This window comes from Bacillus sp. K2I17 (assembly GCF_002209985.1).
GTDB classification, from domain to species: Bacteria; Bacillota; Bacilli; order Bacillales; family Bacillaceae_G; genus Bacillus_A; species Bacillus_A wiedmannii.
In genome coordinates this window covers 1-14,496 of sequence record NZ_NJGF01000062.1, presented here as the reverse complement: position 1 = coordinate 14,496, position 14,496 = coordinate 1, and the positions used below count along the sequence as shown (strand labels likewise).

Annotated in this window: 13 protein-coding genes; 9 read left to right on the top strand and 4 right to left on the bottom strand. The window is 34.0% G+C overall.

The window, feature by feature from the left end; translation table 11 throughout:
• Positions 1 to 1,743 (top strand): sensor domain-containing protein (locus CER22_RS29190; protein ID WP_088610282.1); only part of this gene is annotated, 1,743 nt, incomplete at its 5' end.
• 598 nt (positions 1,744 to 2,341) lie between these two features.
• Here the strand turns inward: CER22_RS29190 and CER22_RS29185 are convergent.
• Positions 2,342 to 2,845 carry a GNAT family N-acetyltransferase gene (locus CER22_RS29185; RefSeq protein ID WP_087984039.1) on the bottom strand — a complete coding sequence of 168 codons (504 nt, stop codon included), beginning with the start codon at positions 2,843 to 2,845 and terminating at the stop codon, positions 2,342 to 2,344.
• 255 nt (positions 2,846 to 3,100) lie between these two features.
• Between CER22_RS29185 and CER22_RS29180 the strand changes: the two genes are divergently transcribed.
• The 6 genes from CER22_RS29180 (at position 3,101) to CER22_RS29155 (ending at position 7,825) form a co-directional block, all read left to right on the top strand.
• Positions 3,101 to 3,499: a DUF2871 family protein gene (locus tag CER22_RS29180; RefSeq protein ID WP_088610281.1), complete on the top strand. Its 399-nt coding sequence runs from the start codon at positions 3,101 to 3,103 to the stop codon at positions 3,497 to 3,499.
• 168 nt (positions 3,500 to 3,667) lie between these two features.
• Entirely contained in the window at positions 3,668 to 5,059 is a 1,392-nt protein-coding gene (locus CER22_RS29175) for an FAD-binding oxidoreductase (RefSeq protein ID WP_088064136.1), read from the top strand.
• A gap of 4 nt (positions 5,060 to 5,063) precedes the next feature.
• Entirely contained in the window at positions 5,064 to 6,032 is a 969-nt protein-coding gene (locus CER22_RS29170; RefSeq protein WP_088064135.1) for a bile acid:sodium symporter family protein, read from the top strand.
• 12 nt (positions 6,033 to 6,044) lie between these two features.
• On the top strand, positions 6,045 to 6,392 hold the full coding sequence (locus CER22_RS29165) for a DUF4260 domain-containing protein (RefSeq protein WP_088610280.1): 348 nt from the start codon (positions 6,045 to 6,047) through the stop codon (positions 6,390 to 6,392).
• 138 nt (positions 6,393 to 6,530) lie between these two features.
• Positions 6,531 to 7,625, top strand: coding sequence for a response regulator aspartate phosphatase (locus CER22_RS29160; RefSeq protein WP_001025513.1), 1,095 nt, complete (start codon positions 6,531 to 6,533; stop codon positions 7,623 to 7,625).
• A complete protein-coding gene (locus CER22_RS29155) occupies positions 7,625 to 7,825 on the top strand; it encodes a hypothetical protein (RefSeq protein WP_001226066.1) in 201 nt (66 codons plus the stop codon). The genes CER22_RS29160 and CER22_RS29155 overlap by 1 nt, the downstream gene beginning before the upstream one ends.
• A gap of 159 nt (positions 7,826 to 7,984) precedes the next feature.
• Here the strand turns inward: CER22_RS29155 and CER22_RS29150 are convergent, their stop codons facing one another.
• The 3 genes from CER22_RS29150 to CER22_RS29140 all read right to left on the bottom strand — a co-directional run bounded on the left by CER22_RS29150 (position 7,985) and on the right by CER22_RS29140 (position 10,989).
• Positions 7,985 to 9,451 carry a protein adenylyltransferase SelO gene (locus CER22_RS29150; protein ID WP_088610279.1) on the bottom strand — a complete coding sequence of 489 codons (1,467 nt, stop codon included), beginning with the start codon at positions 9,449 to 9,451 and terminating at the stop codon, positions 7,985 to 7,987.
• A 176-nt stretch (positions 9,452 to 9,627) separates the two neighbouring features.
• A complete protein-coding gene (locus CER22_RS29145) occupies positions 9,628 to 10,626 on the bottom strand; it encodes an NADP-dependent oxidoreductase (protein WP_088610278.1) in 999 nt (332 codons plus the stop codon).
• An 18-nt stretch (positions 10,627 to 10,644) separates the two neighbouring features.
• Positions 10,645 to 10,989: an ArsR/SmtB family transcription factor gene (locus CER22_RS29140; protein ID WP_088610277.1), complete on the bottom strand. Its 345-nt coding sequence runs from the start codon at positions 10,987 to 10,989 to the stop codon at positions 10,645 to 10,647.
• A gap of 472 nt (positions 10,990 to 11,461) precedes the next feature.
• Here CER22_RS29140 and CER22_RS29135 point away from each other — a divergent pair, with 472 nt between their 5' ends.
• Entirely contained in the window at positions 11,462 to 13,081 is a 1,620-nt protein-coding gene (locus tag CER22_RS29135) for an FAD-dependent oxidoreductase (RefSeq protein ID WP_088610276.1), read from the top strand.
• Positions 13,082 to 13,462: 381 nt separating this feature from the next.
• Positions 13,463 to 14,407: a glycerophosphodiester phosphodiesterase gene (locus tag CER22_RS29130; protein WP_088610275.1), complete on the top strand. Its 945-nt coding sequence runs from the start codon at positions 13,463 to 13,465 to the stop codon at positions 14,405 to 14,407.
• Positions 14,408 to 14,496: the final 89 nt, after the last annotated feature.

Genomic DNA, 14,496 nt, shown 5'->3' with positions numbered 1-14,496 from the left:
ATGCAAAACAAAGATTTAACCGAAACATTAAAAGTGTTTAATAATCAATTAGAGCAAAAAGTATCTAAAAGAACAGCAGATTTAATAAAAAAATCTAATGATTTGGTGAAAAATCAAGAGAGGTTTAAGTCTTTATATGAGTACCATCCAGATCCTATATTAACAATTGATTCAAATGGTACCGTATTAAATATAAACCAGTCTGGAAGTATGTTATTAGGAAAAGATTGCTTTTCTATTTTTTTAGATGAAGATAAACCTGAATTGGAAGCAGCTCTAAAGATGGGGAAACGATGTAGTTCGTCTGCGTTACAGTTACGTGTGAAAAATAATAATGAGAAGGATATACATTTTTGGTACGTTACTATTGTTCCTATCATGATAGAAGGACAAACTTTTGGGAGTTATATAATGGTAAAAGACATAACGAGGATGAAGAAACAACAGGATGAGATAAACTATCTAGCATTTCATGATACAGTGACGGGGATTGGAAATCGAATATTCTTCCAACAAGAATTAGACAGATCTATTGAGCGTGTACAAAAAACACAGGATAAGTTTGGACTTCTGTATATAGATTTAAACCGCTTTAAGACCATTAATGATACACTGGGGCATGCAATTGGTGACAGTGTTTTAAAAGAAGTTGCCAAACGTTTTAGGACATGTCTGTCACCAGCTATTCCTTTAGCAAGAATAGGGGGAGATGAGTTTGCAATCATTGTCCATAACAAAACAGAGCAACAGCTATTAGATTTGTGCGGAATATTATTTCGTATAACTGAAGAACCATTTGTAATAAATCAACACAGCTTTTATTTATCCCTTAGTATAGGAATAGCGTTGTATCCATTTGGAGGAACAAATGCCACAACACTTTTACAACATGCTGATATCGCTATGTATAGCGCAAAGGAAGAAGGTAGCAATGCTGTTTGTATATACGACGAGACATTATCTCTAAAAATAACAAGACGATTACAATTAGAGCAAGATTTACCGAATGCAATTGAAAATAATGAGTTGTTTTTATTGTACCAACCACAAGTTGATAGTAAGGCAGGAAAGGTTATTGGTGCAGAGGCATTAATACGTTGGCAACATCCAGAGCTGGGGCTAATTTCACCTTTTGAGTTTATACCTATCGCGGAAGAAACATCACAGATTATTACAATTGGGAAATGGACGCTACAGCAAGCGTGTTCACAACTGAAAGAATGGCATTCTGCAGGTTATACAAATCTAAAAATGGGGATAAATTTATCAGCTATAGAGTTTGAACAGAAAGATTTTGTTCAAACGATTATATCTACCATAGAAGAAATAAGAGTACCAGCTAATTTGATTGATTTGGAATTAACAGAGCGAATTGCCATGGTAGATGAAAAAGAAACTTTATTGAAGTTAAAAGCATTAAAATCATATGGTGTACATTTATCAATTGATGATTTTGGTACAGGATATTCTTCATTAGCATATCTACCTTTATATCCAATTGATACTTTGAAAATTCCAAGAGAATTTGTGAATAGGATTGGAACTTCGAATGATGGAGATGAAATTATACAAACTATTATTTCGCTAGCTCATACTTTAAATATGAAAGTGATTGCGGAAGGAGTAGAAACGAAGAAACAATTAACAGTGTTACAACAAAATGCATGCTATTTAATTCAAGGCTATTATTACAGTAAACCTGTAAATGAAGATGAGTTTCTCAAGTTTTTAAGCAGGGAATAAGTGAGAACTATGTACTTGTGAAGTAAAGGGAAAAGAAGTTCTACCTATATTAAGTAGAACTTCTTTTTTAGTTAACTAGCAGTTAGGTTTCCAAAATATTTTGCATTAAGATGTATCATTACTCAAGCTGTTATCTTGTTCTTAAGTGATTCCTTTTTCATGACTTGTCTTCTCGTCAAGAAATTTGAAGGGATCGTATTAAAGGTGCAGGTCATACTGTCTAAAGTCATTTTATTATTTATCGTTTATTACATTTGAAATGACTTTTAATGTGCATATAAGCACGTGATAAGTAAATTAAATAAACAAAAGGCCCTGTAAAAAATACAGGGCCGGATACAGGGTTAAGGGAACGCATAGTTTCTTATTAATATATTAGCATAAACTTTTCATGTAGCTACATAAGAGTTTTGACAACTTTAAGAACAAAATAGAGTGTTTGTAAGAATAAATACACTAATTTAAATTAGAATTGTGATTTAAATTAGTGTGGTTATAATGTGAAAAAACAGATGAGTATTTTAATCATAATAACTTTTAGGAATGTATATGTAAGAAATATTTTTTGATTAGATTAAAAGTGAACTCTGACAATTTATTATATGTTATACCCAAATAACTTTAAGTTTTCTCCAGAGTCTGAAATTATCTCTTCGAACTGAAATCCTACTTTTTCTAAAAGATTTCCTGAATTGATGTTATCAATAGTAGTAATTGCTACAATTCGTTTCAGCGCGAGCTTTTGTACACCGTAGTCGATTACAGCAGAAGCTGATTCAAAGCCATACCCCTTCGAACGGAATTTCTCTAAAAAGGCAAAACCGATATCGACATCTTCTAATGAATCTCTTTTAATAAGTCCGCACATACCAAGTGGAGTGAAATCTTCTTTTCGTTCAACTAAGTAAAGACCAAATCCCATTTTATTATACATATCAACTGGTCCGTTTAAGATGTATTTTTTTGCATCTTCTAAGTTTTTAATCCTTTTATCACCAATAAACTGAATCCAGGCAGGATCGTTTACTAATTCAAGAATAAATGGAGCGTCTTTTATATGAAACCAGCGAAGAACGAGTCGTTCAGTTTCAAGAACTATCAAGCTATTGCACCACCTTTAACATTTATAATAATTAGTATGGAGTGTGTAATACGAAATCGCAACATATTTTAAAATAGTCCTGCTTGTTCACATAAAGTTCGTTTGTTTTGTATAAAGGGATATCCTATAATTAAAATTGATTGTAAAGAGTGAGATGCTTATACAATGACTCCTAGGTGACTAGGAGTTTTTACTATATAACTATCATTATTACTAAATATGGCACACTACACATTCTACTCAAGGAGGTACATAATGAAGAAATTATATAATGCATCGTTTACGTATTTGATTATCGGTTTATTATCAGGAATTTTCGCCAGGGAGTATGGAAAGTATAAGGGGATTTTAGGTTCTACTTTGTTAAATTTATTGCATACACATACACTTGTACTTGGCTTTTTCTTCTTTTTAATTGCTTTAGGATTAGCAAAAGTATTCGCGTTTCATGAAGCGAGAAGTTTTAATAAGTGGTTTGTTGTACATAATATCGCATTAATTTTAATGTTAGGTTCATTGGCCGCAAGAGGGCTTCTTCAGTTAAATGGAGCGGACTTTAATGGATTAACTTATATTGTTGGGTTTTCTCATTCGCTGATGGCAGGTACTTTAATTTGGTTTATGTTGTTAATAAAGAAGTCATTTAAAATGTAGTTTTATAGTAAAGAACTTGCGATAGGTATTGCAAGTTCTTTTTGTTTATTCGACAGTATGAAACTTGCATATGTATAAAACTTGAATTATTTAATTTTTCGGATTATTATGTATAAAATAGTTAACATATTTTGTAATTCAAATTTATAGAAAGTAGGAGAGTGTACGATGGAAATAACGGTAGAGCGTTTAGTAAATGAATTAAAGGGTGTACTTCCCGAAGATCGAGTAGTTGTAAATACGACAGTAAGAGAGTTACATAGTAAAGATGAATCTTATCATACTAGTAGTTTACCTGATGTAGTAGTTTTTCCAAAAACGACTGAAGAGGTTAGTAAATTAATGAAAGTAGCGAGTGAGCATAAAAAACCTGTCGTTCCTTTCGGTGTAGGCTCTAGCTTAGAAGGCCACGTTATTCCATATGAAAAAGGAATTACAATGGACTTTTCGCTCATGAATAAAATACTCGAAATAAGAGAGAAAGATTTCCTTGTAAGAGTACAGCCGGGAGTGACTCGCTCTCAGCTTAATAAAGAATTGAAAAAGTATGGATTGTTTTTTAGTGTGGATCCAGGAGCAGATGCAACGTTAGGTGGAATGGCTGCTACAAATGCGAGCGGAACGACAGCAGTTAAGTATGGGGTAATGCGTGATCAAGTTCGTGATTTAGAAGTCGTTCTTGCTGATGGGGAAGTAATACATACTGGAAATTTAGCGGCGAAGTCATCATCAGGTTACCATTTAAATGGTGTTTTCGTAGGATCAGAAGGTACGCTTGGATGCTTTACAGAGTTAACGTTAAAAGTATACGGCATACCAGAACATGTTATGGCTGCGAGAGCATCGTTTCCAACTATAAATAATGCAGTAGAAGCTGTTATTAATATACTACAAGCGGGTATTCCAATTGCAAGAATTGAACTTGTAGATGAATTGTCTATGAAACAAGTAAATCATTATAATGAAACAAGTTACAGAGAAGAACCTACACTGTTTTTAGAGTTTCACGGTAATGAAGCAGGGCTAAAGCAAGATATTGAATTCACGAAGGAAATTGTTTTTGATCATAAATGTAAAGAAGTTGCTTTTGAAACGGAAACTGCGGCGAGAAATAAATTATGGGATGCGCGGCATAATCTAGCATATTCTTACGTTCATAGCTATCCTGGTAAAAAGCTTATGAGTACAGACGTATGTGTACCAATTTCAGAATTAGCTGGTGCAATCCAACATGCGAAAGAGACATTAGATAAAGTAGGTCTTATCGGTGGTATTCTTGGGCATGTGGGAGACGGGAATTTCCACGTGCTCTTAATGGTTGATCCAAACGATAAAGAAGAAGTGGAAAAGGCGGACGAAATAAATGAAAGTATCGTTTTATATGCTCTTAAACGAGGTGGAACGTGTACGGGAGAACATGGCGTTGGAATCGGAAAACGAAAGTATCAAGAAGAAGAACATGGGGCGGCATTACTCGTAATGGAAAAAATAAAGAAAGCTCTTGACCCACAAAACATTTTGAATCCGAATAAAGTTTTTCAGTTGAAGGATAGGGGATGATTGGGTGAAAGTACTAGAAGCGATAAGTAATATAGCTGGAAAGTATTTTGCATTTTGGGTTATTTGTATGGCAGCTATTGCATATTTCATTCCTGGACCATTTCTCGGGTTAACTAGTTATATAACAATTTTACTCGGGATTGTAATGTTTGGGATGGGATTAACATTAAAGGCTGTTGATTTTAAAATCATTGCTACAAAACCATTGCCAGTTATTATCGGTGTATGTGCTCAGTTTATTATTATGCCACTTGTCGCATACGTACTAGCCTACGTTATGAAGTTACCAGCCGAATTAGCAGCTGGATTAGTGTTGCTCGGTTCAGTACCGGGTGGCACTGCATCAAATGTTATGGTTTATTTAGCAAAAGGGAACTTAGCGTTGTCTATTGCAATGACTTCATTATCAACGTTACTAGCACCAATTGCTACACCTCTTATTTTATTATTACTTGCGGGACAATGGATGCCAGTAAATGCTATGTCTATGTTTCTTTCTATCGTACAAGTCATTATCCTACCTATTATTTTAGGATTAGTAGTGAAGAAGTTTTTCCCTACAACTGTTACGAAAGGAATGACTGTTATTCCTTTAATATCAGTTGTAGCAATTATTATTATTGTTTCTGCAGTTGTTTCAGCGAATGTAAGTAGCATTACTTCTTCAGGCCTGCTTATCTTTATTGCAGTAATGCTTCATAATGCATTTGGTTTTTTACTCGGATATATAACAGCGTTCGTACTTGGACTAGACGAAGGAACAAGAAGGGCTATTTCAATAGAAGTAGGAATGCAAAATTCAGGCTTAGGTGTTGCGCTGGCAACAGCACATTTTGGAGCAGCAGCTGCACTTCCAAGTGTATTAGCAGCAGTATGGCATAATATTGCAGGGCCGATATTAGCAACCATCTGGTCAAAAAATGCAAAGAATACTTTTAGTGATGAAAATTTATCGGTAAATATAGAAAAATAGGAATGATAAAGAATGCAAAAACGTATTGTACATTTTGAAGGACTGGTTGTTTTCGTAGCCACGATTTATGCGTATTCAATATATGAATTTAGTTGGATTATATTTTGGGTATTCCTTTTAGCACCGGATTTATCAATGTTAGCGTACGGTATAAATAATCGTGTTGGTGCTAAAATTTATAATATATGTCACACATATATTATATCTATATTAATAGCTATCATAGGTGTCTATTTTAAGATAGATACCGTTATAATGATTGGGCTAATATGGACAGCACATATTGGGATGGATCGAATGTTTGGATATGGATTGAAATATGAGACGGATTTTAAAGATACTCATATTCAGAGGTTATAAAAGAGGGGTGTAATGTGAACAAATAATTAATTGAGGAATTGAATTTCAAACAATTGTTGAGAAATATATATAAATATGGATATAGATAATTGAATTGTGTTACTTTTAGAATACTTAAATAGATGAGGAGGGGTTTCAATGAATATACAAATCACGGGCAATAAATTAATTACTAAGATGCTGAATGATTGGTACCAAAACATCAGAGCACAACGAGTAAGTGAAGCCAATAAATTAAAGGAAGAGATTGATAAAAAGCTACATATTATCGAAGGAGATATAAATGTTTTATTTCACTATTATCTTTTAGATTTTCGATATAAAGTGCTAATTGATGGTATAGGCATTTCAAAAAATTCTTTTGATAAACTAGATTCGCTGCCTAAACCGAATGATGAATTTTTAGAATATTATTATTATTTTTTCAAATCTATACATTCTACAATTCTCTCAAATTATAGTGAAGCGAGTAACTATTTTGATAAAGCGGAAAGTTTACTAAAGAATATTCCAGATGAAGTTGAACAAGCAGAGTTTAACTACAGAGTTTCTACATTAAAATATCAAATGTATCAAGCGTATTCAGCTATTGAATATGCTTCGAAAGCAAGGGATATCTTTGCAAAACATGCAGGGCATGAAATGAATGTAGCACTATGTGAAAATGTTTTGGGGTTATCTTTTTCAAAATTAAAACAACATGAAAGAGCAGAGGAGTATATTGTTTCAGCGTTAAATACTTTGCAAAAAAATGATGCTGAAACACTAGTTTTAAGAATAAGACATAATTTAGGATTATTGTATGCAAGTCAAAACCTTTCGGTCTTGGCTATTAGACACTTATCAGAGGTTTCTAAAAAAATGCCGAATCATTATAAAGCTATTTTTATAGAGGCAGGAGAATATTATAAAATAGGAGAAATAGAAAAGGCAAAAGAATTAATTGAAATTGGATTGGAAGTTTGCAAAGAATTAAAAAATGATGAATATAAGTATCATTTTTTAATTCTAAATGAATTTTGTCAATGTTTGAAAGCAGAAAACGTAGAAAAAATTATGCTCGAAAGTTTTTCTTACTTTGAAAGAGAAAATTTAACCGAATATATCTGCGAATATGCTGAAAAGCTGGCGATAGAGTTTCATAAAGAAGGCAATATAGAACAGGCTGAAAAGTATTTTTATAAGGCTTATGAAACGAGAAAAAGAATATTTGACAAAGGAGCGTTGAAATAATGAGAAAAATTGGATTAACTATTATGGGGTTAACGGCTGCTGGTGTTGTATTTTTGAGTATTGGTGGCATTTTAGCTGAACCAAAACAAGCGACACAAGAAAATTTTTCGGTATTAAATTTTGATACTAAACAATATGCTGCTCATGGAGATACGCCTGCACCTGCAAAACCAGATTTTTTAGTAGTAGAACGTGGATAAATATAGAATGAAGTACTTTTGATTTGAAGTCGGCATTTTTAGTTGATTTTAAAAATGGACATTAAATAAGTTAACTTAAAAGGTGTTTTCAATATTGAAAACACCTTTTAAGTTTGTTGTTAACAGTTAATATAACTAGAAACATTCTTTAAATTGCAATCAAGTCCCACAAAAAGTACGATAAGGACGATTCGTCGGTGCAGGCGGAACGCAGTATTCTTCTTGATCTGTAGAATACGCATAAGGGTTTGATAAGGCTTCAAGAAGTTTCTCCATTACACTATAGTCGTCATTTGTAACAGCTGCTTCTAGTGCTTCTTCTACACGGTGGTTCCTAGGGATGATTGATGGGTTATTATTTTTCATCATTTCGTAGGCGTTTTCTTTCGATTCTTCTTGTTTTTCTAATCGAGATTGCCATAGTTTGTACCATTCGTTAAATTCAGGACTTTCAAATAGAGCTGTATTTTCGAGCGTATTAAGAGTTAATGAACGGAATGTATTTGTATAATCGGCTTTATGTTTCTCCATCATTTTTAAAAGTTGCTCAATAAGTGATTGATCTTGTTCCTCGTTGCTAAATAGTCCTAATTTCTTTTTAATTCCAAGGAACCAATTGTTTTCATATTGTACGCTAAATTTTGAAATTTCGTCTTGAGCAATCTTTAATGCTTCTTCTTCATCTTCATGTAGGATGGGTATTAAAGATTCTGCTAGTCGCGCGAGGTCCCACGCGGCCATATATGGCTGATTTCCATATGAGTAGCGACCTTGTGTATCAATAGAGCTAAATACGGTTCCTTGATCGTAATTGTCCATAAATGCACAAGGGCCGTAATCAATCGTTTCTCCACTAATCGTTATATTGTCAGTATTCATTACACCATGTATAAATCCAACAAGTTGCCATTTAGCGATGAGACTTGCTTGTTTCTTTATGACTTCTTGTAGTAATGCAGTATATCGGTTTTCATGAGCTTCAATTTCTGGATAATGTCTTTTTATCGTATAGTCAGCTAGTGATTGAAGATCCTCGATAGAACCACGAGCTGCAGCATATTGAAATGTGCCGACACGTATATGACTGCTAGCGACTCTAGTTAAAATTGCTCCAGGTAACTTTGTTTCACGATATGTTGGTTCGCCAGTTGTAACAACTGCTAAACTACGAGTAGTTGGAATATCAAGAGCGTACATTGCTTCACTAATAATATACTCGCGTAGCATCGGACCGAGTGCAGCGCGACCATCACCACGGCGTGAATACGGAGTAGGGCCAGAACCTTTCAGTTGAATGTCAAAACGTTTACCTGAAGGAGTAATTTGTTCACCTATTAAAAGCGCACGACCGTCGCCTAACATATTAAAATGTCCGAATTGATGACCGGCATACGCTTGTGCTAAGGGGTGAGCTCCTTCTGGGAGTGCATTACCAGCAAAAACAGCAATTTCAACTTCTTTTTTCAATTCTTCAGGATTAAAGCCAAGAGATATTGCGAGTGAATGATTTAGTTTAACTAGCTCCGGTGAACTTACGGGAGTAGGGGGGATTTCTGTATAAAATGATTGTGGTAAAGTTGTATAACTATGATCTAAATTCCAACCAGCTTCATTATTTTTAGTCATTTTATCTCCTCCTTGTTTATTTTTTTATAATGTATTTGTACGTATGTATTCTTTGTAAAATTAGCTGAAAGTATAATATGATATTTCCCCTTGCAATCTATTGTAAGGACTTCACTGCACTATGTCTATTTAACAGTAAATATAAAAACTCCATTTTTTTAATGGAGTTTTTATGATTACTTAATTTTTACAATTATTTTTCCTTTTGCTCTTCCAGCCTCTGAATATTCCATTGCTTTTTGAGCATCTTCAAAAGGGAAAACTCGATCGATTACCGGTTTGATTTCACCAGCTTCAATATATTTTGCGATAGTACGTAATTGATCTCCGCTTGGCTTCATAAATAAAAATGAATATTGCGCATTATGCTTCTTTTCAAGTGCAGTAAGTTTTCTACTTGCTAATGAAAATAAGAGCGTTTTAAAAAATCCGGAACCAAATTCTTTACCGAAACGAGCATTTGGCATTCCTGAAACGGAAACAATGTTGCCGCCGCTTTTTATAATATCAAATGATTTTTCAAGTGTTGTACCGCCGATTGTATCAAATACTGCATCATAATCTTTTAGTATTTCTTCAAATTTTTCTGTTTTGTAATTAATAATCTCATCTGCGCCAAGAGACTTTACTAAATCGGAACCAGCTTCACTAGCAGTTGTTGTAACGGTAGCGCCCATTATTTTTGCTAACTGAATTGCGAAAGTACCAACACCACCAGACCCAGCGTGAATTAATATTTTTTGTCCTTTTTGTAAATGCATAATGTCATGTAGTGCTTGATAGGATGTTAAGCCAACGAGTGGAATCGACGCCGCTTCCTCGAAACTTAAATTTTTTGGTTTTAAAGCTATATCATCTTCATGAACGGCTATATATTCCGCGAAAGTACCGATCTTATTTTTTCTTGGACGTGCATATATTTCATCGCCGACTTCAAAACGAGTCACTTTTGATCCAACCTTTACAATAACACCGGAAAAATCATTACCAAGGATTAGGGGCATTTCATATTTAAGTAACATCTTTACTTTTCCATCGCGTATTTTAAAGTCAATGGGGTTAATACTAGCTGCATGAATTTCTGCGAGCACTTCATACTCGTTTATTTCAGGAGTAGGTACCTCTGCCATACGCATTGGAACTTTCCCGTACTTATCAATTATCATTGCTTTCATTTCTTATACCTCCAAATCTCAATAAAAGTTGTGCAATAGCTTTTCAATATCTAATACAAGATTTTTTAATAAGCCTAATTTTGTACGTATATCAATATAATAAAAGTTTTTTGTACCTTCTTTTCGCATTAAAATAATACCGGCTTCTCGTAAAATCCTTAGGTGATGTGATACCGCTGGACGAGAAAGGTGTGTTTGTTTCGTAATTTCTCCTACACGTAATCCGGTTTGACATTCCGTTTCCATGAGAACTAACAAAATAGCTTGACGTGTTTCATCGCCAATTGCCAATAATACTTTTTGGGAATCAATAAAATCTTTTTTTATAACATTTAATTGTTCTTGTTTATTCATTTCAATCACTTTACCTCCTGGTAATTAGTCGAAAGGTTTAAAATGATGAACCATTACATCAATACGGTAATGCTACATCATTGTTGAATGAGCTGCAATATTGGGAAAGAAAATCGAGACGAATGGAATTTTATGAGTTGAAAATGGTAGGGGATAGAAAAGGCTTTAATGATATGTTGTTTACAGATGAGAAAGGATAAGGATTTAAAAAAAATAAGCGGTCGTACCCTGAATAACTTATAGGGTTACGACCGCTTATCATGTTTTTATTATGTTAGTGTCTACTAAAGTGAAATGTTTCGTTGTACTCTTTCATACCTGCATAATTCAAGCAGATTATAGATGTATGAAAAAGTAAAAGTAATTTGGGGCGTAATCTATCTATATGATAATTCAAAATGAAATATAAGTCTATATCTTTGTTGTTTTTTTGATTATATTTATATCACTGAGCTCAGAACAATGATGGGAGGGTAAATATATGAAATCGAATTACGTACCAGTTTTAATTATTGGAGGAGGATTATCAGGGTTAGCATCTGCGCTATTCCTTGCAAAACATAACGTTGATTATTCGCTGGTTGAAAGGCACCCGTCTACTGCAATTCATCCAAAAGCAGGTGGAATCACTTTTCGTACGATGGAGTTATTTCGAGAATTGGGTTTAGAACAAAGAATTAGATCGGCGGGTAAAGCATTAGAAAATTGCCGAGGAAGAATAGCAGTTCATACAATAGCTGAGGCGAATAAGGAAGAATTGGCACAAATGCGGGCGACTCAGTATGGAAATGATGAAAAGTTACTTCAAAAAATAGAAGAGATTAGTCCATCAAAACAAACGGCTTGTTATCAAATTATTTTAGAAGAGATCATGTTACAAGAAGCGAGAACACTAGGCGGAGAATTATCTTTTTATCATGAATTAGTTTCTTATGAACAAAATGAGCATGGAGTAATCGCAACGATTCGGAATCGTGAAACGGAAGAAGAAAGTATTATTCATTGTGATTATGTAATTGCAGCAGATGGAGCGAAAAGTAAAATACGTGAGCAGCTAGGGATACGTACCGAGGGAAGAGGTACAATCGGTGGCTATTATATGAATATTTATTTTGAAGCGGATTTAAGTGAGTTTATACAGGGAGATGCATTTGGTTTTACTATGGTACTTCATTCGGAAGTTCTTGGTGCGCTTATTCCAGTTGATAACGAAAGAAGATGGATTTACCATGTATCCTACGATCCATTAAAAGGAGAGCGACCAGAGGATTTCACTATAGGACGTTGTAAACAAATTATGCAAACTGCAATTGGAAGCACAAATGTTGAACCAGAAATAGTAAGTGTTTTACCGTGGGAAGCGACTGAAAGTACTGCTACAAAATTTCAAGATAATCGCATTTTTTTAGTTGGTGATTCTGCACATATTATGCCACCAACTGGAGGATTTGGTTCAAATACAGGCATACAAGATGCGCATAACTTAGCTTGGAAATTAGCGGCTGTTATAAAAGGGAAAGCAGATCCAAAATTGTTAGAAACATATCATAAAGAGAGATATCCTGTTGCAAAATTAACGACAGAGTATGCGAGTAGTTTATTGTTCCGTGCTGCAAGTAGAGAAGAAGGCAGTTTGAATAATATGGATGGATTAGCTGTAACTGTTGGGTATCACTATTGTTCAGAGGCGATAGTAGATGACTCAGCTACTCCACATAGAATGGATATCGTAGAGTTGAACGGAAGACCTGGAACGCGAGCACCACATTTTTTTGGAATGTATGAAGGGGAGAAGGTTTCTATATTAGACTTATTCGGTAACAATTTTGTATTACTTACTGAAGTAGAAAATAGTTCTTGGGCTGAAGCTGTATTTGATGTTTCATCTAAATTAGGAATAATTATTAAAATGTATCGAGTAGGGGTAAACGGAGACTTTATTGCTCAAGAAAATGTTTTTCGTGAATTATATGGGATAGAGAATGAAGGAGTTGTACTAATTAGACCAGATGGATTTATTGGATGGCGTTCGGAAAAAGCGGTGGTAAATCCAGCTGTAATGCTGGAGGAGGTAATGAATAAATTATTATGTGATTTTTAAGTAACTGCGGAAGTATTGTCTTATATGCTTCATTTTACTGAAAAAATAATATTCACAAATTTTAATAGGTTTGGTATGATTAATTTCGACAAGTTAATCGAGGCCGGAGATATTTGAGATAAGCCATAAATTTATTTAGGGATACAATAGTGTCCTCTAAATAATTTATGGCTTTTTTTTATTGGTGAACTGTAATCAATAGGAAGTTCCATGTGAATAGGAGGGATATAGAAAATAAATAGTATAGTAATAACATAGGGGAATTGTATTTGTAAGATTGGAATTTTCATATAAGCTTATAAAAATAATGAAAGTATATCTTCTATATCGTGTAAATCTCATTAACTTGTTGAAATTTGCAACGTAGGAAGGGTTAGAAGGATGAGAAAAATTATTAGCGCGTTCGTTATTTTCTTTATGACGGGAAGTATCTTTGCTGGGGGAGCTGTTCATGCGAAATCAGAAGGGAAGTATGAATGGAATACGAATAAATTTTTAAACATTGCACATCGTGGAGCAAGTGGACATGCACCTGAGCATACTTTTGCTTCTTATGATCTTGTGAAAAAAATGAAAGCGGATTATTTGGAATTAGATATTCAGTTAACTAAGGACGGCCAGTTGATTGCAATGCATGATACAGCAGTTGACCGCACTACAAATGGTACAGGTGAAGTACGAGATAAAACATTAAGTGAAATAAAGAGCTTAGATGCAGGATCTTGGTTCAATAAAGCTTATCCAGAAAAGGCTAAGCAAGAGTATGTTGGTCAAAAAGTTCCGACTCTTGAAGAAATCTTCCAAAAGTATGGAAGAAGCATGAAGTATTACATTGAAACAAAATCACCAGATGTGTATCCAGGAATGGAAGAGAAGTTATTAGCTTTATTAAAAAAATATAATTTAGTAGGTCAAAACATGTCTTCTAGCCGTGTTATGATTCAATCATTTAGTAAAGATAGTTTAACAAAGATTCATAGTATGAATAAAAATATTCCGTTAGTTCAACTGCTTTGGTATTATCCAAATGAAAACAATGAGATTGTTGAATGGTCTGGCATTACACATGAACCGAAAAGTGTAACAAATGAAGATTTTCAAGAAATCAAAAAGTATGCAGTTGGTATTGGACCGAACTTACGTAATGATGACGGAGAACTAATTATTGATGAGTCATATATGAAAATGGCTAGGAAAAATGGACTGCTAATTCATCCTTATACAATTAATGAAAAACCAGATATGAGATTGTTAATGAAATGGGGTGCTACAGGAATGTTTACAAATTATCCTGATCGATTACATAGTGTGTTAAAAGAAAAATAAAGTGAAACTTTAATCAGCGGGGGTTTTCTTCATCCCCCACTGATTATTAGTTGAACCAATCGGACTTTAATGGGCAGCCCGACCCCCAC

Bases quoted from the DNA above. Each gene is read 5' to 3' on its own strand.
- CER22_RS29175 (WP_088064136.1), top strand. From the start codon at position 3,668: ATGGAAATAACGGTAGAGCGTTTAGTAAATGAATTAAAGGGTGTACTT.
- CER22_RS29135 (WP_088610276.1), top strand. From the start codon at position 11,462: ATGAAATCGAATTACGTACCAGTTTTAATTATTGGAGGAGGATTATCA.
- CER22_RS29160 (WP_001025513.1), top strand. From the start codon at position 6,531: ATGAATATACAAATCACGGGCAATAAATTAATTACTAAGATGCTGAAT.
- CER22_RS29145 (WP_088610278.1), bottom strand. From the start codon at position 10,626: ATGAAAGCAATGATAATTGATAAGTACGGGAAAGTTCCAATGCGTATG.
- CER22_RS29150 (WP_088610279.1), bottom strand. From the start codon at position 9,451: ATGACTAAAAATAATGAAGCTGGTTGGAATTTAGATCATAGTTATACA.
- CER22_RS29165 (WP_088610280.1), top strand. From the start codon at position 6,045: ATGCAAAAACGTATTGTACATTTTGAAGGACTGGTTGTTTTCGTAGCC.
- CER22_RS29130 (WP_088610275.1), top strand. From the start codon at position 13,463: ATGAGAAAAATTATTAGCGCGTTCGTTATTTTCTTTATGACGGGAAGT.
- CER22_RS29155 (WP_001226066.1), top strand. From the start codon at position 7,625: ATGAGAAAAATTGGATTAACTATTATGGGGTTAACGGCTGCTGGTGTT.
- CER22_RS29180 (WP_088610281.1), top strand. From the start codon at position 3,101: ATGAAGAAATTATATAATGCATCGTTTACGTATTTGATTATCGGTTTA.